Genomic DNA, 23,973 nt, shown 5'->3' with positions numbered 1-23,973 from the left:
AAATTTTATTTAAAAAAATCCCTTTCATTGAAAGGGATATATCAAATAAGTTAACTCTAAATGTTAAGCAGTTCCTTTTAATATTTTGTTCCAGTACAACCAAGGTAAAACTTTGGTTTTTAGTAACCACATAGTCCAACGTGGTTTTGCTTGGTCGAAAGGAAAAGTCATTTTTGGCTTGTTTGTATAATCAAATTCGGCTAGCATTAACTTACCATATTGAGTAGGAATAGGACAGGCACTGTAACCATCATATGTTGCCGTTAGTGCTTTTTTATCCATTACTTCTAATAAATTGGTTACAACCACTGGCGCTTGTTTACGAATTGCTGCGCCTGTTTTACTACAAGGTGCATTCGTACAATCTCCTAAAGCGAAAACATTCGGAAAACGTGTATGTTGCATTGTGTTTTTATCAATTTCAACATAGCCAAGCGCATTTGCTTGGTCTCGTAAAGGACTATTTTTAATAAAATCAGGTGCAGATTGTGGTGGAACTGAATGGCATAAATCAAAATTCATAGTAACTCTACTTACTGAATCAGCTTCGTTACCTTCTGAAATACTATAGCATCCAGCAGCAGATTTTGAAAGACTTTGTTTTACAAATTCTGTATTTTTAGTTTCAAATTCTATTGTTTTATTGTTTCCATCAATTGCAATAGTGTTTGCACTATAATGTACTTTGATGTTTCCGTTTAGTAACACTTTTTCAAGTGTAGCTTTGTATTCTGGTACACCAAAAATAACAGTAGCTCCTGACACATAATGTACATCACATTTGTCAAGAATTCCTTTTTTACGCCAATAATCAACAGCCAAATACATTATTTTATGAGGCGCGCCACCACATTTTATTGGTGTAGATGGATTTGTAAATACTGCAGTCCCACCTTTGAAATTTTTAATCATTTCCCAAGTGTATGGGGCAGAATTAAAATCATAATTGCTGCTAACATTGTTTTTGCCTAATGTTTCTTTTAGGCCTTTTATTTTATTCCAATCGAGTTGAATTCCTGGGCATACAATCATATAATCATATGTTATTTCGGTACCCGAAGCGCATATTACTTTATTAGAGGTTGGTTCAAATTCTGAAACAGCTTCTTTTATCCAAGTAGTATTTTTTGGAATAAAGTCTTTTTCATTTCGAACTGTTTTGTTTACATCGAAAATTCCAGCACCAACAAGTGTCCAAGCTGGTTGATAATAATGTTTTTCGGAAGGATCTACAATTGCTATTTTAAGATTACTTCTTTTTCGAAGTAATTGTGAAGCTACAGAAAGCCCAGCATTTCCTCCGCCGATAATTAGTATTTGATAATGATTTGCCATTTTTGTATATTATTTATAATTTAAAACATTTAATAGTATTGATTTGTAATTTAATAGTTTTGTGCCTTTTATTACACAACTACTTTAATTAGGGAAAAAACAACTCTTTGGTTATGATATAAATACCCATTACCAAAACAAACCAGCCAAATGCAGGTTTTAGTTTTGCTCCATCTATTTTTTTAGACAATGCTGTTCCGATAAATATACCGATAATTGCAAAAGCAGAAATTGTAATTAGAAATTGCCAATCGATTGCCGTTGCTTCACCTTCACCAAAAAAACCAATCAATGATTTTGCTGCAATAATAACTAATGAGGTTCCAACAGCTTCTTTCATTGGTAATTTACTTAAAATCACTAATGCAGGAATGATTAAAAATCCGCCACCAGCACCAACTAATCCTGTAAGTATACCAACTACTGCACCTTCAATAAGAATTAATGGATAATTGAATTTTTGCTCACCATTTTCATCACTTGCTGTTTTTTTATCTTTTTTGATCATACTATATGAAGCTGTAATCATTAAAACAGCAAAAAGTAGCATCATTAAAATACTTTTGGTAACAACAAATTCACCTATAGTAAATACTTCTTTTGGTATTGCAGGAACAATTAAAGCACGAGTTGTAAAAACTGCAATAATTGATGGAATCCCAAAAACTATCGCTGTTTTAATATTGACCAAACCTTTTTTGAAATAACCAACAGAACCAATACCGCTAGTTAAACCAACAATAAATAATGAGTAAGAAGTTGCTACAACAGGCTCGATAGCAAACAAATAAACTAAAACTGGGACAGTTAAAATTGAACCACCACCACCTATTAAACCTAACGCTACACCAATAAGAATTGATGCAAAATAACCTATATATTCCATAATTGTAAAATTTTATACTGCAAATATTGGCAGTTTTAATTTATCAATTTGTAACTTTTATCACATAGTGACTTTATTTTAATAGCTCGATGTGATTTCGGTGCAATTTCAGTGTGCCGCGCTGTTCTAATTTTTTTAGCAATCGAGAAATTACTTCTCTTGATGTGTTTAATTCGTTAGCTATTTCTTGATGTGATAGTTTCAAATCTAAACAACCGCAAGCATCTTTATGTCGCTTTAAATAAAACTCTAAACGTTCATCCATTGCTCTAAACGCAATACTATTTACTACTTCTAGCACTTCTTCAAAACGACTTCTGTAAGTACCAATCACAAATTCGTACCAACTACGGTGTTGCATCATCCACTTATCCATTAATGACAAAGGAACCATAACCAATTCTACATCTTCTACCACTTTAGCCATAATTTGGCTTTGTTCATTTTTTGTAGCACAAATCATTGAAATTGCACATGCCTGTCCAGGTTGTAAATAGTACATAAAAAACTCCCCACCATCTTCGTCTTCTCGATATACTTTGATTTGACCAGATAATACTAAAACGGTATTTTTTATATATTGACCAGTTCGCATTATGACATCGCCTGCTTTAAATTCTTGAATTATCCCATTCTTATTAATATCTTCTATTAGAATTTTAGAAAATGAGGGGAATGTATTATTTATTGATGGATACATGCGGTATATATTTAATTAGTTAACTATTAATTAAATTATTTCAATTTAATTTCAAACATTTTATCCCAATTTTTACCTGTAATAAAAACGGTTTTTGTGGATGGATTGTATGCAATTCCGTTTAAAACTTCATCTCCTTCCGTTAATGCTTTTTTGTTTTTTGTTTTTAAATCAGAAAAATCGATAGCACTTTCTACGGCACCATTTTCTGGATTGATAATAACAATTACATCTTTCAAGTAAATGTTTGCCCAAATTTTTCCGTCAATCCATTCTAATTCGTTCAGTTCTGTTATGGCATTTGTGTCAGAATACACATTTATGAAACGTTCCATTTTTTGAGTTTCTGGATTTAAAAAATAAATTTTATTGGTTCCATCACTCATAATTAAATGTTTGTCATTATGCGTTAAACCCCAACCTTCAACATCTGAAAAATAATCAAATGTTTTTTCTTGCTCTAAAGTTGCAGCATTATATATAAAACCAACTTTATTTTTCCATGTCAGTTGATAAATTTTGTCATTAAAAACGGTAATTCCTTCACCAAAATAATCTGGTGATAAAGGCACGGATTTTGAAACATTTCCAGATTTATAATCCGTTTTTCTTAGTGTTGATTCGCCATTTTGACCCGTTCCTTCAAATAAAATGCCGTTATAAAATTCTAAACCTTGTGTGTAAGCATTTGCATCGTGACTATACGTGTTTAAAATAGTATAATCTTTCGATTCATATAATTTTGGGGTGATATTCGAAACCAATTCAAAAGAGGTTAAACATTCTGTTTTTTCACCTTCAGAATGCACAATTGCTTTTATGTCTTGAATACCAAATTGTAATTTTTCTAATTTTAAATTAAAAACTGCATTTTCGGTTGATTTACCTAATTTAATATCGTTTGAAAAATAAATTACAGAATCAATTTTAGCATTTTCAACATTTTCAATGCTTAAATTCACAGTTTCAGTTGGTTTGTAAACTTGTTTTAAGTCTTTTGTAGCAATAGAAAATAGGTCTTTTGTTTCGCTACAATTAAATAAAAAAGCACTTAATGATGTGATTATAAGTAAGTTAATTTTTTTCATATCTTAATTATTTAAGAATACAATATTACAATTTATTTTAAACTAATTTTTGATTTGTAGAAATAATAAAAGATTGTATATTTGCACCGGCAAGTCCTACACGACCAGCTCCCTCAAAATCCTCCAGGGTGGGAACGCAGCAAAGGTATGTGGTTGTAGCGGTGCGATGTAGGTCGCTTGCCATTTTTTACTTCTCTTCTTAAAATTCTTATAAAATTTATTGGTATCAAACTTTTTTAATTTAGATTTGTATTGTTTAAAACCAATTCAAATGAAAAAGTTATTCGTATTACTTGCAACAACAGCATTTTTGCTTAGTTGTTCTCCAAAAAAAATAATTGTAGCCAGTGCAACAAAAAAAGTTGCAGATGTTACAAAATACATCAATACAATTAACGAAGCCAGTTTGTCTAAAAACCTTCACGTAATTGCTTCCGATGAAATGGAAGGCAGAAATACTGGAGAGCCAGGACAGAAAAAAGCAGGTTTATATCTTATTGAACAATATAAAGCGTTAGGTATTTCAAATCCTCCAGGATCTACTGATTTTTATCAAAAAGTGCCTGCAGAATTTATGAAAAAAGGTTTTGCTCCTAAATTAGGAGATTCTGAAAATATTTGGGCTTTCATTCCAGGTTCAGAAAAACCAGAAGAAGTACTTGTTATTTCTGCACATTACGACCATGTAGGTATGAAAAACGGTGAGGTGTTTAACGGTGCAGATGATGATGGATCTGGAACGGTTTCTTTAGTTGAAATTGCCAAAGCTTTTTCTGAAGCAAAAAAAGATGGTTTTTCACCAAAACGTTCTATTTTATTTTTACACGTTACAGGAGAAGAACACGGCTTACACGGTTCAAGATACTACTCTGAAAATCCATTATTTCCAATAAAAAACACCATTGCAGACATTAATATTGATATGGTGGGACGTAGAGACACACTTGCCAATCATACACAAAATGGAAAATATGTGTATGTTATTGGTTCAGACCGATTAAGTTCTGAACTACATACTATTAATGAAGAAATGAATACAAAATACGTAGGTTTAAATTTAGACTACACATTTAACGCAAGAAACGACCCAAATAGGTTTTATTTCCGTTCTGATCATTACAACTTTGCTAAAAAAGGCATCCCTGCCATTTTCTTTTTTAATGGCGTACACGAAGATTATCACGGACCAAACGATACGGCTGATAAAATTGAGTACGATTTGTTAGCGATGCGTGTTAAATTAGCATTTACATTAGCTTGGGAATTGGCCAATAGAGAAAATAGAATTGTGGTTGACAAAGACGGTAAATAATGCAATTATTAATTCTAAACGGCCCTAATTTAAATTTATTAGGACAACGTGAACCAGAAGTTTATGGCAATCAAAGTTTTGATTCGTATTTTGATGAATTAAAATTACAGTTTCCTTCAATTCAATTGGATTATTTTCAATCGAATATTGAAGGCGAAATTATCAATAAATTGCAAGAAGTAGGCTTTTCTTACGATGGAATACTATTAAATGCTGGAGCGTATACACACACTTCTGTAGCCATTTCAGATTGTGTAAAGGCAATAACATCACCAGTTATTGAAGTACATATTTCAAATACATTTTCCAGAGAAACATTTCGTCATCAATCTTATATTTCTCCAAACGCAAAAGGCGTAATTATTGGTTTTGGTTTAAAAAGTTACGCATTGGCTATTCAAAGTTTTTTGTAACTTCATACAACTTTTATTTTTAAAAAAACGTCTATAATTATACATACTAAATCTACTAAAAAAAATGAAAAAAATTACGGTATTTCTTCTAGCATTTTTCGCAATGCTTTCAACATCATATGGTCAAGTTAAAGAAACTAGAGGCGTTGGAAATTTTACAGCTATTAAAGCATCTTCTGGTGTAAATGTAGTCTATACTCAAGGACCTATTCAAAATATTGAGGTGACTTGGGAAAAAGATTTAATGAAATTTTTAAAAGTGGAAACTAAAAATAATGTTTTAAAAATTTTTATTGAAAACACCAACTACTATAAAAAAATGGACACCAGTAAATTGCTTGTAACCGTTTCAAATCCAGGTATTGGAAGCGTTACAGTAAGTTCATCAGCTACGTTTTCAATCAAAAATAATTTAAATGTAAGTTTATTAAAAATTAATACTTCTTCAAGTGCTGATTTTTCAGGAACGGTAACTTGTAATTCAATTTTTATTGATGCTTCTTCAAGTTCAAATGTGGCTTTAAATATGGCTACAGATGATATCGCTGTTAACTTAAGCAGTAGTTCAAGCGTATCGTTAAAAGGAAAAACAGATAATTTGGCTATTGACGCTTCGAGTTCAGCAGATTGCGATGCAAAAGAGTTAATTTCAAATGTGGCACAGGTTTCAGCTAGTACCTCTTCAGACATACAAGTTCTGGCATTAAAGGGATTAGATGCTACCGCTTCTACAAGTGCCTCAATAAAGTATTATGGAAAATTAGATAAAGTAAAAATAACCGAGAGCACTTCTGGCTCTGTTGAACAAGTAAAATAAATTATTATGAAGCCCCAAACCTCAATTTTACTTTTTCTTTTTTCTTGTTTTTCAATGGCACAAATAAAAGGAAAAGTCACTGACTCAAATGGAAATGCTTTGCCATACGCAAGTGTAACCATAGAAAAAACCTACATCGGAACTTCCACAAATGAAAACGGGGAGTACGAATTAAACATCAAAAAAACAGGTAAATACACCTTGGTTTTTAAGATTTTAGGATACAAAACCAAAACAATATCACAAGAAATTAATACGTTTCCTGTAGTAATTAATGCAACGCTTTCCGATGAACAATATTCAATCGATGAAGTAGTTGTAAAAAGTGGCGAAAATCCTGCTAATGGAATCATCAGAAGCGCTATAGCCAACCGAAAAAAAAACACAGAAAAAACGGATAAATATGAAGCCGATTTTTATTCAAGAGGAATTTTTAGAGTAAAAGATATTCCTAAGAAATTTATGGGAATTGAAGTTGGTGATTTAGACGGGAATGTGGATTCTACAGGTGCTGGAATTATTTATCAATCGGAAACCGTTTCTAAAATTAAGTTTGAAAAACCAAATAATTTAAAAGAAGAAATTATAGCTAGCAAAGTGGCTGGAGACGATAACGGATTTAGTTTTAATACCGCAATTGGTACTAATTATGATTTATATCAGAATACCGTTGATTTTAATATTCCAATGATTTCTCCTATTGCTTCTAATGCTTTTACGTACTACAAATATAAAATAGAAGATTCATTTACAGATAGTTATAATAATTACGTATATAAAATAAAAGTTACTCCAAAGCGCGATAAAGAACCCGTTTTTGAAGGTTATATTTATATTATTGACGATACATATGCCATTTATGCAGCCGATTTAGATATTAAGGGATATAGAGCACAGCAAGAGTTTTTAGAATCGTTTAAGTTAGTGCAGAATTTCAATTATAATCCAGATTCTAAAATGTGGGTAAAAAGCTTACAATCATTTGATTTTAAGGCAGGTGTGTTTATGATGAAATTCAATGGGAAATTTACACACGTGTTTAGTAATTATAATTTTGTGTCTAATTTTGAAAAGAAAACCTTTGGTAGTGAAGTAGTTACGTTTGCCGAAAAATCGAATAAAAAAGAAGATTCGTATTGGTTAGAAAATCGTCCAGTGCCTTTAACGGAAGAAGAAACTACCAATTATGTTAAAAAAGATAGTGTTTATAAAGTTCGAAATTCTCAAGTGTATATGGATTCTGTTGATGCGGTTTCTAATAAATTTAAAGTCAGTAAGTTGATTACGGGATACTCGTTTCAAAACAGTTTTAAAAATAAAAGATTCAATTATCAAGGATTATTTAATTTGTCTTCTTTTAATTTTAATACCGTTCAGGGATATCATATCGGTTCAGGATTTTCGTACTCAAGTTATAATGAAGAAAAACAAAAACGAACTGTAATTAACTCAGATTTTCAATACGGATTTTCAGATAAACGCATCCGACCAACGGCGTCTTTTTATCATAAATTCAATAATACAAATGATGCTTATTTTCGACTTTTAGGTGGGAATAAAGTCAATCAATTTAATAGTTCAGAACCTATTTCTAAAATTGAAAACTCAGTAAGTTCGTTAATTTTTAAGAATAATTTTATGAAATTATACGAAAAAGAATTTGTTGAAATAGGAGCAGGTAGAGAAGTCGTAAATGGTCTGTTTTTAAATGCGAATGTTGCCTATGAAAACAGAAAGCCATTGTATAATACCACAGATTTTGCTATAAATAAAACGGATGATGTGTACAGTTCAAACAATCCATTAAATCCAAATTCTGATGTGCTTCCAGCGTTTAATGAACACCATGTCACTAAGTTTAGTTTGAGTTCTCGAATTGTTTTCGGTCAAAAGTACATTACCAGACCCGATGGAAAAATGAATATGAATGAAGGAAAATATCCAACGCTTGGTTTTACTTATACAAAAGCATTTTTAGCTACAGCAAAAGCGTATGAATATGACTTTTTAGAAGCACGTTTAAATTATAACAAAACTTTAGACAACAAAGGTGATTTAGAATTAAATTTGAAAGGAGGATTGTTTTTTAATGCCGACAACATTTCATTTGTAGATTACAAACATTTTAACGGAAATCAAACGCATGTTCGCATTGATGGACAATACAATTCAAGTTTTAATATATTGCCTTATTATTCGCAATCTACTAATAATCAATATTTTGAATTGCATGCAAACTATAATGATAATGGTTACTTTATGAATAAAATTCCGCTAATAAATAAATTAGGTTGGAATTTAGTTGGAGGATTTCACCAATTAGCCACTCCAAATAACAGACCCTATCAAGAAATAACTATTGGTTTAGACCGAATTGGATTTGGAAAGTTTAAAATTTTCCGTGTAGATTATGTTAGAAGTTTTCAAGGAAACAACTTCGGACAAGGATTTATGTTTGGTTTGAGGTTTTAGGTAGAAATTCCAATAAATTAAATTCCAAGATATAAAAAACCTCGAAATTATATAGTTTCGAGGTTTTTTGTATTTAAAATTTTGTGGTTCTCTGTGTTTTCTTTGCGTTACTTTGTGTAACCTTATTACCCTAAAACCACTAATTTATTTTCTCCGTCGACCACTACTTTAGTTAAGCCGTGTTTGGCTAAACCTTTCATAGCAGCATCCCATTTTTTTCCGCTTAAAGCCGATTTGTCTTTTAAAACACCAATTGGTTGGTTGTTTTCTTTTTCTAATAAACCAACAATGAATTTTTCGTCTTCTGTTAATTCATAAGTCACTTTTTTCTCAGGACGCATTTGTGGGAAAAACAACACTTCTTGAATTGAGGCGTTATTTGTTAAAAACATAATTAATCGGTCCATTCCAATCCCTAAACCAGAAGTTGGCGGCATTCCGTATTCTAAAGCCCGTAAAAAGTCTTCATCAATAATTCCGTTCGCTTCATCGTCACCTTTTTCAGCTAAAGCCATTTGTGCTTCAAAACGTTCTCTTTGATCAATTGGATCGTTTAATTCGGAATACGCATTTGCAATTTCTTTTCCACAAACCATTAATTCAAAACGCTCTGTTAAATCAGGATTTTCACGGTGTTGTTTACATAAAGGCGACATTTCTTTCGGATAATCCGTAATAAAAGTCGGTTGAATGTAATTTCCTTCGCATTTTGCACCAAAAATTTCATCAATTAATTTTCCTTTACCCATAGTTTCATTCACCTCAATTCCCATTCCTTTTGCGGCTTCAAATAATTCAGCTTCCGTTTTTCCAGAAATATCAAAACCTGTGAAGTCAATGATAGATTGCGTCATAGTTACTCTTGCATAAGGCGCTTTAAAGCTAATTTTATGTTCGCCAAAAGTTGTTTCTGGAGTATCGTTTACTTTTGTAGCACAATATTCCAAAAGGTTTTCGGTAAATTCCATCATCCAATTGTAATCTTTGTAGGCTACATATATTTCCATTGCTGTAAATTCAGGATTGTGTGTTCGGTCCATTCCTTCGTTACGGAAGTTTTTAGAAAATTCGTACACACCATCAAAACCACCAACAATTAATCTTTTTAAATATAGTTCGTTAGCAATTCGCATATATAAAGGAATGTCTAAGCTGTTGTGATGTGTCATAAACGGACGCGCAGCAGCACCACCCGGAATGGATTGTAAAATAGGTGTTTCAACTTCCATATAACCACTTTCGTTAAAGAAAGTTCGCATCGCAGTAAATAATTTTGTTCGTTTTACAAACACTTCTTTCACTTGTGGATTAACGACCAAATCAACATAACGCATACGGTAACGCAATTCGGCATCATTAAAAGCATCGTACACTTTTCCATCTTCATCAGTTTTTGGAAAAGGTAACGGGCGTAGGGTTTTACTTAAAAAAGTAAAGTTGTTAACTCGTACGCATTTTGCACCAACTTGTGTAGTAAATAATTCGCCTTCAATTCCTAAAAAATCTCCTAAATCAGTTAATTTTTTAAAAACTTGGTTGTATAATGTTTTGTCTTCGCCTTGGCAAATAAAATCTCTGTTAAAATAGACTTGTACTCTGCCTTCGCTGTCTTGAATTTCAGCAAATGTCGCTTTTCCTTGATCTCTTACACTCATTAATCGCCCAGCAATTACTACCTTTTTTCCTTCTTCAAAATTATCCTTTATGGCTTTTGAAGTTTGCTTTACAGGATATAAATCTGCAGGATAAGGATTGATTCCTAAGTTTCTTAGGGCTTGTAATTTCTCTCTTCTAATGATTTCTTGTTCGGAAAGTTGCATAATATATATTATTTAAGAAGGCAAAGATAAGCAATAGAAATATAGTTTCAAAGTCAGAATTTTTAGCAGAATGATTTAAAATTGTATCTTTGACAAATAAATCTATTTTCGTGTATGAAACAAATTCAACTTCTTGATTTAGGTAATAAAGATTACAAAGCAACTTGGGAGTATCAAGAAGAATTGTTTAAAAGAATTGTGGATTTGAAAATTCTAAATAGAAATGCAACTATTCCAATTCCTACGCCTAATTTCTTTCTTTATGTTACACATCCTCATGTATACACATTAGGTAAAAGTGGCGATGTTTCTAATTTATTACTTTCCGAAAAGCAACTATCAGAAAAAGGTGCTACTTTCTATAAGATAAATAGAGGTGGAGATATCACATATCACGGTCCTGGTCAAATTGTAGGCTATCCAATTTTAGATTTAGAGAATTTTTTTACCGATATTCATAAATATCTTCGATTTTTAGAAGAAGCCATTATTTTAACCCTAGCAGAATACGGATTGAAAACAGAACGCAGTCCTGGTGAAACAGGAGTTTGGTTTGATGTAGGAACGCCATTTGCTCGAAAAATTTGCGCTATGGGTGTTCGTGCTTCTCGTTGGGTAACTATGCATGGCTTTGCCTTAAATGTAAATGCCGATTTAGGCTATTTTGATAATATTATTCCTTGTGGTATTCGTGGTAAGGCAGTAACGTCTATGCACGTTGAGTTGGGTAGGGAAGTAAATGAGGAAGAAGTTAAAGAAAAAATTCTAAAACATTTTTCAGTTTTATTTGAAAGTTCTTTTATTTAGAACTTACAATTCTAATATTAATTGTTCTGGTAATAATCTAAACGTTTTTCTGTGGTACTTTGTAATGCCATATTTTCTAATAGCATCTCGGTGCTCTTTTGTAGGGTAACCTTTGTTTTTTTTCCAATTATACATAGGATATTCTTCGTGAATAGTATCCATAAAATCATCTCGATACGTTTTTGCTAAAATAGAAGCAGCGGCAATACTCAAAAATTTAGCATCACCTTTAATAATAGACGTATTTGGAATCGAGGATAATATTTCAATTTCTTTTGTATTAAAAATTTTTCCTTCTTTTTGTTTCATGCCTAATTTTCCGTTTAAAGGTCTGTTTCCATCTACAATAATATATTCGGGTATTGTTTTCAGTTTTAAAACGCTTTCTTGCATAGCTTTCATTGATGCATTTAGAATATTTATTTCATCAATTTCTACATTATATATATGTGTAAAAGAAAAATCAAATAAATCTTCAATAATAGGTCTCAACTCAAAACGTTTTTTTTCAGATAATTGCTTGGAATCATTTATTGCTTGAAATAACAGGTGCTCTTGTTTTTTTTGCTCTTTTGTAAGTTTAATGTTAGGTGATTGTAAAATAATTGCAGCAGCGGTTACAGGACCAGCCAAACATCCTCTGCCGGCTTCATCCGTTCCGCACTCAATAGTAAAATTACTGTAACATTTATTTAACATAAAATATTTTTTACAAAAATAATTAAATTTAAAACAACATTTAACATTTATTCAACGCTATTATATTGTGGGTTCTACATAGTTTTTAAATCCGAAAAAAATTTTAACACAAAAAAAATGACAATATTGTGAAGTATTATTTGTTTATTTAAGAAATTATTAAGAAGTTTGCGGAATAACTAACTCAAATAAAATTAATATGAGATCGAAGTTCAAATGGATTTTTACGCTTTTAGTAGCGTTTACAATGCAGTTTTCTTTCGCACAACAGAAAACTGTTACGGGTACAGTAACAAGTGATGGCGTTAATTTGCCAGGTGCTACTGTGAGTATTGCGGGTACACAACAAGGTACTCAAACAGATGAGAATGGTAAATTCTCAATTAAAGCATCTCAAGGAGATGTCTTGGAAGTTTCTTTTTTAAATAAAGAGACAAAAACAGTAAAGGTTGGTGCTGGTAACGTTATTAATGTTGCTTTATCTACAATAGATAATGTGATTAAAGAGGTTACAGTATCAGGAGCATTAGGTATTAAAAGAAAAAAAGCTGCTGTAACTTCTTCTTATTCCACTGTGAGTAATGAAGAATTGAAAGCTGCTAATAACCCTGATGCTGTAAGAGCATTAATTGGAAAAGTTTCTGGGGTTACTATTAATGCTACAAATAACAATATTAATGGTTCTAATTCAATTAGAGTTCGTTCTATGTTGTCTATTTCTGGTAATACAGAAGCTTTAGTAGTTATTGATGACGTTATTTCTACTGCAGATGTTTTTGCATCTATACCAGCAGATGTAATTTCAAATGTGACTGTATTAAAAGGAGCTCAAGGAGCTGCTTTATATGGTTCTCAAGGTAAAAGTGGTGTTGTTATTGTAACAACAAAAAAATCTAACACAAATGGAAAAGTAAGTGTTACTTTAAATTCTGTGGTAGATATTGAGAATATTAATTTTGTTCCTTTAAGACAAACTCAATATGGTCAAGGTTGGTATGGTTCTTACGATCCTCAAGAAAATGGTGGATGGGGACCTAAATTTGATGGAGTAGTTCGTCAAGTTGGTTTACCAGATGCAAACGGTAATATTATTGAAGCGCCTTATTCTACTTTAGGTGATGATACAATTAAGGATTTCTACAAAACAGGTTATGTTTATCAAAACAACTTAAATGTTAACGTTGGGGGTAAAGATTCTTATCTTAACTTGAATTTAGGTAATTTAAAGCGTGACTTTATTCTTGATGGAGATACATTTAATAGAAATACAGTTGTATTGAATGCTGGTAAAAAAATAAATAAATTTTCTTTAGGAGGTACAGTTACCTTTACAAATCAAAGAACAAAACAAGCAAATGTTAATGCTGCTACTAGTAGAGGTGATTACACTTTATTAACTAACTTATTGCAAACAGCTTCTAATATTCCAATTTCTCAATTTAAAGATAGAGGTATTTATGGTTGGAATGGTTATTATATGAATCCTTTCTGGGCTAAAGATAATAATAGATTAGAAGAGGTTTCAAACTTTGTAAATTTTGGTTTGAATACTTCATATGAAATAAATAAAAACATTAGTTTATCTCACAATGGTTCTGTTCAAATGAGAAATACTAATCAAACTTCATATACTAATGAATTAGCAAATTCAGCTGATTTTTCTGATGGTGGTTTTGATCAAGCATCATCATTTTATCAATCTGTTTTTGGTTCTACTTATTACTACGGAGATTTTTTAGCTAACTTTAACTATGAATTAACTGATGATATTGGATTGAAATTTAATATTGGTCAAAATATTCAGTATAGTGAAAACTATAGAACTTCTATTGGAGGTTCTAATTTAGAAATTCCAGGTTTTTATAACATAACAAATGTTTTAAATCCTGCAAATCCAAGTGCGTTAAGAAATAGTAGATTTGTTTCTAAAACTACTGGTACTTTTATTAATGCGGATTTAAATTATAGAGATTATTTATTTTTAAACGCAACGATGAGACGTGAAGGAAATAGTGTTGCCAAAAAAGGAAATCAGTTTTATAATTATCCTTCTGTTGGTTTATCATTTGTACCTACTAAAGCATTTGACTTTTTAAAAGGAAAGAATACTTTAAGTAATTTAAAAATATATGGTAACTATACTAAAGTTGGTTCATTAGATCCAATTGGAGCATATCAAATATTAAATACAGGAACTTTAGCATCTAATTTTCCTTTTCCTGATACAGGAAACTCTTATCAAGATTTAACAAATATTACAAATGCAAACATTAAACCTGAAACATATACTACAATTGAAGCAGGTGTTAATTTTGGATTTTTTAAAGATAGATTAACACTTGATGTTGCTGGTTATTTAACTAAAACTTCAGATTTAATTACTTCAACTTCAGCTAGTTCTTTCTCTGGTTTAGGTTCTGCTGTTGACAATAATGGTGAATTAGAAGCAAAAGGTTATGAGATTGATTTAGGTTTTATGCCAGTTAATACTGAAAACTTTAAATGGAATGGTAGAATCTCTTTTTCTGGATATGATACGAAAGTTGTTGATGCAGGTGAAGGAGATCAAATTACACTTTATAGTGGAGGTAATTCAAATGTTGATGGTGAAATTGCAGCTGTTGAAGGATATTCTTTCCCTTATATAGTAGGTACAGATTGGTTAAGAGATAATGATGGAAATGTAATTGTAAACAGTGAGGGTCGTCCTACTGTTGATGCAAAATTCAAAAAATTAGGTCAAGCATTACCTAAGTATATTGTAGGATTAACAAATAGTTTTAACTACAAAGGATTTGGTTTATCATTTACTGTAGATTACAGAACAGGTCATAGTTTTATTTCTCAAACAAAACATAATTTAACTTGGAATGGTCATTTATATGAGTCAGGTGAGTTTGATAGAGAAGTAGGTTTCTTAATGCCAGGATCTGTTATAGATAATCCTGCTACAGCTACTGTTGGAGATTATATTCCTAACACAACTGTATTAACTGGTGGTTTTTATACAGGTTATACTGGAAATGCTAACAGAACTCAAGCTTATTATGGTCAAGCAGCTAATTTAGGGTCTCATAATTTAATTGACGCTACATCGCTTAAAGTTAGAGAGATTGCGTTTAGTTACAGTATGCCTGCGAAAATGATTTCTAAAACTGGTTTAACTTCTTTAAAATTTAGTGTTAATGCAAGAAACCCATTTGTTTTCTTAGCTGATGGTAAATTTATTAAAGCTAAAAACGGTTTAGAGAACAGAGGATATGCTGATCCTGAGACTTCAAGTCAGTTTAATAGTTCAACAACTAACGCAGCACAAAATCCAGGTGGAACAGTATCAAATTCATCAAGAAATGGTGTTGGTATTATTGGTGATGGACAATATCCATCAACTAGAACTTTTGGATTTGCAATTAATGCTACATTTTAACAATAAAAACTTTTAATATGAAAAAAATATTTATTAGCTGTTTTGCTCTTTTATCTTTAATCTCTTGTGAGAATTATTTAGATGTCAATGAAGATCAACAGAATAGACCTGGTTTTGATAACATTACCCCTGCTCAAATGTTTGCAGGTGCAGTTAATGGTTATGTAAATCTTCAAACTATTACTTATAATGACTTTGGTAATAAAATGGCCTATGCATGGGGATTGAATAGTGGTTTTACTACTACTGACCCTGCATATGACTACAATTTTACTAGCAGTAGTTATACTGGTAATTTTGAAAGTACAGCATTGATTGCTGACAATTTTCAAGATATTCTTGATAAACAAGCACTGTTTCCAAATTATTCATATCATTTTGGTGCTGCAAAAGTATTCAAAGTAATGTGTATGGATTATGCTACTGCATTATATGGAGATGTGCCATATTCAAATGCTTTTAATTCTTCAGTTTTAGCTCCTTCTTATGATGATGATAAAGCTATTATACCTCAATTATTTGCGGAATTAGATCAGGCTAGAGACCTTTTTAATAATCCATCTGCAAATGTAATTGATTTTGCAACTGAAGACATAGTTTTTGGTGGAGATACTGGTCAATGGATTCAATTCATTAATACAATTGAATTGAAGATGTTAATGCGTTTATCTAAAACAACAGATGCTAATTTAGTGGCATTAAGAACTTCTCGTTTTGCTAATTTACCAATTGATTTTATTTCATCTGATGTTGCTGTAAATCCAGGTTATAACTCAAGTGCTGTTGGACAAAGAACTCCTATTTTTAGAACTTATGGTTTAAATGAAGGTTTTACTGATTGGACTTCTTCTAATAGAGCTAACGCAGCTGGTGATTACATTGCTAAGTTGTTAAACGGCCAAGCAAGTGGTGTTAGTATGACTGCAACTAGTGTAGTTGACCCTAGACGTTCACGATTATTTACTATTGTTGGAACTGGTGTGGTAGGTAATGTTCAAGGGATTTTCCCTAGTGCAGCTATTTCTAGAGTTGCTGCTTTCTTTCATGGTTATACTGGATTAAGTGCAGCTGATGCTGTTAACAATGGTTGCAGTAGAGATGCTTATTTGATGCTTGCATCTGAAAGCGAATTCTTACAAGCTGAGGCTATGGAAAGAGGTTATATGACAGGTTCAGCACAAGCTAAATTTAACGCTGGTATTACTGCTTCTTTTGCTTTTTACAGTAGAAATTGGGGGTTATTACCAGCTGGTTGGTATACAACCTTAAATCCTTCAACTTATATTGCTGCGATTGATTCTAAAAATGGTTTAGGATGGACTGCTTCTACTAATAAGATTAGTGCTATTATGACTCAAAAATATTTAGCACTTGCAAATTGGCATGGTATTGAATTGCATTTAGATAATTTAAGAACTGGTTTCCCTGTGTTGCCAATGCCAAACGGTGTTTCTCAAACTAATAGACCTTATAGATTAATCTATCCGTCTTCTGAGTATTCATCAAACAGTGCAAATGTTCCAAATATTACAAATGCAGAATTATTTACTGTTAACAGTAAAACACCTTATTATTTACAATAATATAATTAATTATGTTCAAATTAAACCTCGATTTTATCGGGGTTTTTTTTTACAACAAATTCTCAGTACATTTGCCCTTTAAATTGTAAAAATGAGAACCCTACTTATTATATTGTTTTTTGCTTTTTCGTTTTCTTTGTATTCGCAAGAACCAGATACTACTAAAGTTGTAGAATTAAAAGCAGATATTAAACTCTATAAAACCTTCAACACTCTAAAAGATACTGTTTATATTGATACGTCTTTAACTATTCAAGATGAATATAAATACAATTATTTAAGAAAAGATAATTTTGGTTTATTCTCCTTTTCAAATGAAGGCTACCTTTATAATCAATTGGATTATTCTAGAAAATCCAAATCGGTTTTGCCTCAATTTGGATTTAATGCGAAACACGTTTCTTATTTAAATACAAATGATATTTATTATTATTCGGTGCCAACTCCTTTAACGGATATCTATTTCAAAACCGTTATGCGTCAAGGGCAAAGTTTAGATGCATTACTATCAGTAAATACAAAACCAAATTTAAATTTTACGATTGCTTATAAATCAATTCGTTCTGTTGGGGATTATTTTAATAATTTGACTAGTTCTGGGCATTTTAGATTTATAACTAATTATCATTCCCTAAATAAAAAATATTTTTTAAAAGCTAATTTCATCGGTCAAGATATTTTTAATCAAGAAAATGGTGGTATAAAAACGTTGGAACAATTAGATGGAACAAACCCATCTTTCAGTCAACGAGAACGTGTAGATGTTTATTTTAATGATGCTTCTTCCAAATTAAAAGGAAACCGCTATTTTTTAGATCAATCGTATCAATTTTCAACCGGTAATTCTTTGGTAATAAAACATCAAACGTATTATGAAAATAAGTTTTACGAATATATACAAGCCACTAAAAGTGATCGTTTAGGAATTTCCAACACAACTTCTATTAATAATAAAACTCGTTATGATGTTTTTTACAATAAGGTTGGCGTTAGTTTTAAAACAAAAACATTAGGGGAACTTAATTTTTTTATAGATAATTATTCATATAATCAATTTTATGTTATACCACAAAATATAGCATTCAATGCAAATGACAAATACAACTTACACAATCGCGTAACTTCAGTAGGCGGTCAATATGAATTTGATAGAAATAAGTGGAATTTCAATATTGTATTACAAAACGCGATTTCAAAACAACCTTCTTCAAATTTTGAAGCTTTTGCCAAGTATACATTTTCTAATGATAATTTTGTAAAAATATCAGCTCAACAAGTTAGCAAAATTCCAGATAATATTTTTGTTTTTCATAAAAGTGATTATGATAATTATAATTGGAATTCGCCTTTTAAAAACGAAAAAATTAGTTCTATTAAAGTAGAAACAAAAAATAAATGGGTAGATGCTACAATTCAAATATCTAATATTAATGATCATTTGTATTTTTATAATACAACACAACGATTGGATAGCTTGGTTGTAAAACCATTTCAATACAATAAATCTATTCAATATGTTAGCGCTGAAATCGCTAAGGAAATTAAATTCAGAAATTGGGCATTAGATAACAGAGTAAAACTTCAAGAAGTACAGCAAGATGCAAAAATTTTAAATTTACCAAATATTGTTTTACGAAACACTTTGTATTACACCAAATCGGTATTTAAGAAAGCCATGTTGTTGCAAACGGGTGTTACGATAAACTATTTTAGTAAGTATTATGCAGATGATTATATTGGTGTCTTAGGAGAATTTTATGTTCAGGATCAATCAAAAGTTGGAGGATTTCCTGTTTTAGATTTCTTTGTAAATGCTCGTGTGCAACAATGCAGAATTTACCTAAAAGCAGAACATTTTAATGCTTTGTTTACTAATAAAGTAGATTATTTTAACACGCCAAATTCTCCATTTAGAGACTTTCACATTCGTTTCGGATTAGAATGGAATTTCTTTAAATAGTACAAAATCGACCAATTGAAGTTATTTTTTGTAAATCATACAAGAACATGTAACTTTGTCATCACAAAATAATAATATGAAATACGCTAAAAATATATTAGAAACTATTGGTAATACGCCAATTGTAAAAATTAATAAAATTACAGCTGAATTGCCTTGTTTGGTTCTTGGGAAGTTGGAAACATTTAACCCAGGAAATTCTGTTAAAGACAGAATGGCGTTAAAAATGGTGGAAGATGCTGAAGCAGATGGCCGATTAAAACCAGGCGGAACAATCATTGAAGGAACTTCAGGAAATACAGGAATGGGTTTGGCTTTAGCAGCTATTGTTAAAGGGTATAAATGTATTTTTGTAATCTCGGACAAGCAGTCAAAAGAGAAGTCAGATATTTTACGTGCAGTAGGCGCGAAAGTTATCGTGTGTCCTACAGATGTAGAACCTACAGATCCACGTTCATATTATTCCGTTTCAAAACGATTAGGGGATGAAATTCCAAATTCTTGGTATGTAAATCAATACGATAATCCAAGTAATGCAACTGCGCATTATGAGCAAACGGGTCCAGAAATTTGGAAACAAACAGAAGGTAAGATTACGCATTTTGTGGTTGGAGTAGGAACTGGCGGAACGATTTCTGGAGTGGCTAAATATCTAAAAGAACAAAATCCGAATATAAAAATTTGGGGAATTGATACATATGGATCTGTATTTAAAAAATACCACGAAACAGGTATTTTTGATGAAAACGAAATTTATTCGTATATAACTGAAGGAATTGGTGAAGATATCTTACCATTAAATGTTGATTTTTCTTTAATAGACGGATTTACAAAAGTTACGGATAAAGATGCTGCAGTTTATACTCGTAAATTAGCTTTAGAAGAAGGAATCTTTTGTGGAAACTCTGCTGGTGCCGCTATAAAAGGTGTTTTGCAATTGAAAGAACATTTTAAGCCAGAAGACGTTGTTGTTGTTTTATTTCACGATTCTGGAAGTCGATATGTTGGAAAAATGTATAACGATGAATGGATGCGTGAACGAGGATTTTTAGAGGAAAATATTACCAAAGCAGAAGATTTAATCAAGGATCATAAAGACAAACCTTTAATTATTGTTAGAACAGAAGAATTGGTTTCTCACGCTATTGAAAGATTAAAAAAATACAAAATTTCTCAAATTCCTGTAATTGATACGACTGGTTTTGTAGGAAGTTTAGATGAATCAGATTTGTTTAGAAGTTATTTTGAAAACAAAGACATAGCTGATTTGCCTATTAAAGAAGTAATGGGTAAACCTTTTCCGGTTGTATTGGCATCGGCTTCTATAGATGAAGTGTCTAAATTAATAAATAAAGACAATCAAGCGGTTTTAGTAGATTTAGGAAACGGAAAACATCATATTATAACCAAACACGATATTATTAGTTCTATTAAATAGAAAATCTAAATAAATATTTTTAAAACGGATAGCAAAATGTTATCCGTTTTTTTTATATTTGGTTTTACTTAAGTTGATTAAATTATGAACCTAAAAAAAATAATTAACATATTGATTTTTCTTATTGTTAATCAATCTTTTTCACAAGTTGAATTGCCTTTGGGGACCTATTTGTCAGAAAATGAAAAAGAATACATTGTTATAATGGCAAACAATTCTTTTGGATTTATTTCTTATGTTAATGAATCGCCTTATTTATATCAGAAAAAGTATAAAAAAAAGAATAATAATATTGATTGTGGTAGAGGTTTTCTGGTTGATATTTCGGGTTCTGGAAAATATAAAATAGAGAATGATTCAATTAAGTTAACTTTTGTAGAATCAAAATCAATAATAGATAGCCTAAAAATAAGTTATCTTTCAACAGAAAAAAATGAAAACCCTGTAAATGTAACTTTTATACCTCATTATAATTATATAAAAATTGGAATAACAGAAGTAGAAGTTAAAGATTCAAATAATCAAATTATTGCTAATGTTTATGATAATAATCTTTCGCCAAATATAGGCATTTTAAGATTTCCATTAGAATTGATACTTAATGATTATAAAAAATTGATTTTAAGCGAACAAAAGAACCAACAAATTGATTTGTTTATAAATTGTTTCAAAACATACAATATAAATACAAACATTAATAAAACATTCAATATTAAATTTTTAAAAAAAATTATTGAAGAGTAATTTTTTCTTGAATTATTTTTATATTTGTTTTATATATAAGCCAAATTAAAAAGTACACGCCATGCAAGAAGAATTTCTCCATTATTTATGGGTAAATAAGAAACTACCATTTACCCAACTCAAAACACATCTTAACGAAAAGTTAGAAATCAATTATTTTGGACAGTATTTACAAAATGCGGGCCCTGATATTTTTAATGCGCAAATTTCTATCAATCAGCAAAAATGGGCAGGGAATATTGAAATTCATGTGAAGTCTTCCGATTGGTATTTACACAATCACGAGAAAGATGCCAATTATGACAACGTAATTCTTCACGTAGTCTGGGAAAATGATACGCCAATTTTCAGAAAAGACAATTCTGAAATACCAACTTTAGAATTAAAAAAGTATGTATCGCTTTCTGAAATAAACAAATATAAATCATTAATAACTTCTAAATCTTGGATAAATTGCGAAAATCAAATCGGAAAAATTGATAATTTTATTTGGGAAAATTGGTTAGAAAGTTTGTTTTTAAATAGATTAGAAAGAAAATCTGAAATCATAGATAATCGATTAGTAGAAACAAATACGAATTGGGAAGCCGTTTTTTTCGAAATGTTATCTAAAAATTTTGGTCTGAATACAAATGGTGAGTGCTTTTTGCAATTGGCTCAATCTATTCCTTTTTCGATAGTTAGAAGAGAAAGTTTTGATGTTGAAAATTTGGAAGCCTTATTTTTTGGTAAATTAAATTTATTAAATGAGCCTATTGAAGATGAATATCACACAAAATTAGCATCGCATTGGAGCTATCTCAAAATAAAATACAACTTAGAGTCAGAATATGGTTTGCATCCACAATTTTTTAAATTACGTCCTGACAATTTTCCAACAATACGTTTGTCACAATTTACAAATTTAATAGCGAATAATCACAATCTGTTTTCTCAACTGATTCAAGCCAATTCCTATTCTCAAATTAAGCAGTTATTAAAAAGTGAAACATCAGAATATTGGAAAAATCATTATAATTTTTCAAAAACAAGTAAAACAAAAAGTAAAGGTTTAACCACTCCATTTATCGATTTGATACTAATTAATACTGTAATTCCTATAAAGTTTTGTTATGCTAAACATCAAGGAAAATTAAATATTGAAGAATTAATTTCACTTTTAGAATCCATACCTTCAGAAAAAAATGCTATTCTTGAGAAATTCTCAGCTTATAATGTAAAATCCGTAAATGCATTTCAATCACAATCATTATTAGAACTTAAAAATGAATATTGTAATAAAAATAAATGCCTTAACTGCGCTGTAGGTTTGCAATTGTTAAAAAACTAAGTATCTTTATGCTTTAAATGTTTACTCATATATATGTATAACTTACTTCATTTTTTCGAAAAAAACGGATTTTTTGTAGCTTCTCGTTTAGCGGACAGATTAGGGATGCGTGCCACTCAAGTGCGTTTGTTTTTCGTATATATATCTTTTATTACAGTAGGCTTAGGATTTGGCTTTTATTTAACTTTAGCTTTTATATATAAACTTAAAGATTTAATTTACACCAAACGAAGTTCAGTTTTTGATTTATAACAGTAAGCTATGTTACGATTTTCTAAAGGACATTATTTCGGAATTGCAATTTTGATTTGTAGCATTGGGTTGTTACAACTATTTATTTATTGGTTTAATAACCAAAAGGATACAACTACTTTGGATTTAACTCCAGATGAGAAAAATTGGCTTTTAGCTCAAAATGAAATTGATAGTTTAAAAGAAGCAGCTCAAGAAAACTCAAATAAAATTTATCCATTTAACCCTAATTTTATTTCAGATTATAAAGGATATAAGTTAGGAATGTCAGAAGCGCAAATTGATAAATTGCATCAGTTTAGAAAGCAAAATAAATATGTGAATTCAAGTGCAGAATTTCAGAAACTAACAGGTGTTTCAAATGAATGGATGAAACTGTATGCAATATATTTTAAATTTCCAGATTGGGTAACCAATAAAACTTCTAAAAACTATCAGTCGAAACATGAAAATACGTATCAGAAATTTGATAAAAAAGAATCTAAAATTGTAGTACAAGATTTAAATAAAGCCAATCAAGCTGAATTAGAAAAAGCGTATATGATTGGAGAAAAATTAGCGCTTAAAATAATATCTGAAAGAGATAAATTCGGCAGTTTTGCTTCCATGGATCAATTAGGTTTTATTTGGGGAATTTCGCCTGAAGCAATTGCGGATTTGAATAAAAAATTCCAAATTAGATCTTCAGAAAACTTAAAAAAGATAAATATTAACACTTCTACGATAAAAGAACTACAACAATTTCCTTACTTTAATTACACTATAGCTAAGAATATTGTAACTTTTAGAAGTATGAATGGCGATTTTAAAAGCAGTGAAGATTTAACAAATGTTAAGCAATTTCCACTTGAAAAATTAAAAATAATAGCCTTATATTTGGAATTCTAAAA

Annotated in this window: 19 protein-coding genes and 1 other RNA gene; 14 read left to right on the top strand and 6 right to left on the bottom strand. The window is 30.5% G+C overall.

All coding sequences use genetic code 11. The features are described 5' to 3' along the window. Positions 1-63 precede the first annotated feature (63 nt). The 4 genes from KA468_RS01475 to KA468_RS01460 form a co-directional block, all read right to left on the bottom strand. Positions 64-1,335, bottom strand: coding sequence for an FAD/NAD(P)-binding oxidoreductase (locus KA468_RS01475; protein ID WP_291241178.1), 1,272 nt, complete (start codon positions 1,333-1,335; stop codon positions 64-66). Positions 1,336-1,423: 88 nt separating this feature from the next. Next, positions 1,424-2,221, bottom strand: a complete 798-nt coding sequence (locus KA468_RS01470; protein ID WP_291241177.1) for a sulfite exporter TauE/SafE family protein — start codon at positions 2,219-2,221, stop codon at positions 1,424-1,426. Between the two features lie 73 nt (positions 2,222-2,294). Further along, complete coding sequence (locus KA468_RS01465) at positions 2,295-2,921, bottom strand: Crp/Fnr family transcriptional regulator (RefSeq protein ID WP_291241176.1); 627 nt, start codon at positions 2,919-2,921, stop codon at positions 2,295-2,297. Between the two features lie 35 nt (positions 2,922-2,956). Continuing rightward, positions 2,957-4,009, bottom strand: coding sequence for a glutaminyl-peptide cyclotransferase (locus tag KA468_RS01460; protein WP_291241175.1), 1,053 nt, complete (start codon positions 4,007-4,009; stop codon positions 2,957-2,959). An 87-nt stretch (positions 4,010-4,096) separates the two neighbouring features. On the opposite strand from KA468_RS01460, the gene ffs reads away from it, so the two are divergent. The 5 genes from ffs to KA468_RS01435 all read left to right on the top strand — a co-directional run bounded on the left by ffs (position 4,097) and on the right by KA468_RS01435 (position 9,023). Then, positions 4,097-4,195: signal recognition particle sRNA small type (ffs, locus tag KA468_RS01455), an RNA gene on the top strand. A gap of 85 nt (positions 4,196-4,280) precedes the next feature. Continuing rightward, positions 4,281-5,321 carry a M28 family metallopeptidase gene (locus KA468_RS01450; protein WP_291241174.1) on the top strand — a complete coding sequence of 347 codons (1,041 nt, stop codon included), beginning with the start codon at positions 4,281-4,283 and terminating at the stop codon, positions 5,319-5,321. Then, positions 5,321-5,734, top strand: a complete 414-nt coding sequence (aroQ, locus tag KA468_RS01445) for a type II 3-dehydroquinate dehydratase (RefSeq protein WP_291241173.1) — start codon at positions 5,321-5,323, stop codon at positions 5,732-5,734. Before KA468_RS01450 ends, aroQ begins: the two co-directional genes overlap by 1 nt. Positions 5,735-5,798: 64 nt before the next feature. Then, a complete protein-coding gene (locus KA468_RS01440; RefSeq protein WP_291241172.1) occupies positions 5,799-6,551 on the top strand; it encodes a head GIN domain-containing protein in 753 nt (250 codons plus the stop codon). Between the two features lie 6 nt (positions 6,552-6,557). Beyond that, complete coding sequence (locus KA468_RS01435; protein WP_291241171.1) at positions 6,558-9,023, top strand: DUF5686 and carboxypeptidase regulatory-like domain-containing protein; 2,466 nt, start codon at positions 6,558-6,560, stop codon at positions 9,021-9,023. Between the two features lie 125 nt (positions 9,024-9,148). Here the strand turns inward: KA468_RS01435 and lysS are convergent, their stop codons facing one another. Further along, positions 9,149-10,843, bottom strand: coding sequence for a lysine--tRNA ligase (lysS, locus tag KA468_RS01430; RefSeq protein WP_291241170.1), 1,695 nt, complete (start codon positions 10,841-10,843; stop codon positions 9,149-9,151). Positions 10,844-10,957: 114 nt separating this feature from the next. Here lysS and lipB point away from each other — a divergent pair, with 114 nt between their 5' ends. Next, on the top strand, positions 10,958-11,650 hold the full coding sequence (gene lipB / locus KA468_RS01425; protein ID WP_291241169.1) for a lipoyl(octanoyl) transferase LipB: 693 nt from the start codon (positions 10,958-10,960) through the stop codon (positions 11,648-11,650). A gap of 3 nt (positions 11,651-11,653) precedes the next feature. On the opposite strand, the gene KA468_RS01420 is transcribed toward lipB, so the two are convergent. Beyond that, the gene (locus tag KA468_RS01420; RefSeq protein ID WP_291241168.1) at positions 11,654-12,349 is read right to left on the bottom strand and encodes a ribonuclease HII; all 696 of its coding nucleotides are present in this window, start codon (positions 12,347-12,349) and stop codon (positions 11,654-11,656) included. Between the two features lie 199 nt (positions 12,350-12,548). Here KA468_RS01420 and KA468_RS01415 point away from each other — a divergent pair, with 199 nt between their 5' ends. The 8 genes from KA468_RS01415 (at position 12,549) to KA468_RS01380 (ending at position 23,971) form a co-directional block, all read left to right on the top strand. Continuing rightward, positions 12,549-15,776: a SusC/RagA family TonB-linked outer membrane protein gene (locus KA468_RS01415; RefSeq protein WP_291241167.1), complete on the top strand. Its 3,228-nt coding sequence runs from the start codon at positions 12,549-12,551 to the stop codon at positions 15,774-15,776. A gap of 17 nt (positions 15,777-15,793) precedes the next feature. Continuing rightward, on the top strand, positions 15,794-17,359 hold the full coding sequence (locus KA468_RS01410) for a SusD/RagB family nutrient-binding outer membrane lipoprotein (protein ID WP_291241166.1): 1,566 nt from the start codon (positions 15,794-15,796) through the stop codon (positions 17,357-17,359). 91 nt (positions 17,360-17,450) lie between these two features. Further along, positions 17,451-19,319 (top strand): putative porin, encoded by a 1,869-nt coding sequence (locus KA468_RS01405; RefSeq protein WP_291241165.1) that lies wholly within the window; start codon positions 17,451-17,453, stop codon positions 19,317-19,319. A gap of 76 nt (positions 19,320-19,395) precedes the next feature. Then, the gene (locus tag KA468_RS01400; RefSeq protein WP_291241164.1) at positions 19,396-20,757 is read left to right on the top strand and encodes a pyridoxal-phosphate dependent enzyme; all 1,362 of its coding nucleotides are present in this window, start codon (positions 19,396-19,398) and stop codon (positions 20,755-20,757) included. A gap of 84 nt (positions 20,758-20,841) precedes the next feature. Beyond that, positions 20,842-21,501 (top strand): hypothetical protein, encoded by a 660-nt coding sequence (locus KA468_RS01395; protein ID WP_291241163.1) that lies wholly within the window; start codon positions 20,842-20,844, stop codon positions 21,499-21,501. Between the two features lie 61 nt (positions 21,502-21,562). Then, positions 21,563-22,831 (top strand): DUF2851 family protein, encoded by a 1,269-nt coding sequence (locus tag KA468_RS01390; protein ID WP_291241162.1) that lies wholly within the window; start codon positions 21,563-21,565, stop codon positions 22,829-22,831. Positions 22,832-22,864: 33 nt separating this feature from the next. After that, positions 22,865-23,083, top strand: coding sequence for a PspC domain-containing protein (locus tag KA468_RS01385; protein ID WP_291241161.1), 219 nt, complete (start codon positions 22,865-22,867; stop codon positions 23,081-23,083). Between the two features lie 9 nt (positions 23,084-23,092). Next, positions 23,093-23,971: a helix-hairpin-helix domain-containing protein gene (locus KA468_RS01380; RefSeq protein ID WP_291241160.1), complete on the top strand. Its 879-nt coding sequence runs from the start codon at positions 23,093-23,095 to the stop codon at positions 23,969-23,971. Positions 23,972-23,973 lie beyond the last annotated feature (2 nt).

Origin of the sequence: Flavobacterium sp. (assembly GCF_017985075.1) — a bacterium.
GTDB lineage: Bacteria > Bacteroidota > Bacteroidia > Flavobacteriales > Flavobacteriaceae > Flavobacterium.
This window is presented reverse-complemented; position numbering and strand designations above follow the sequence as displayed.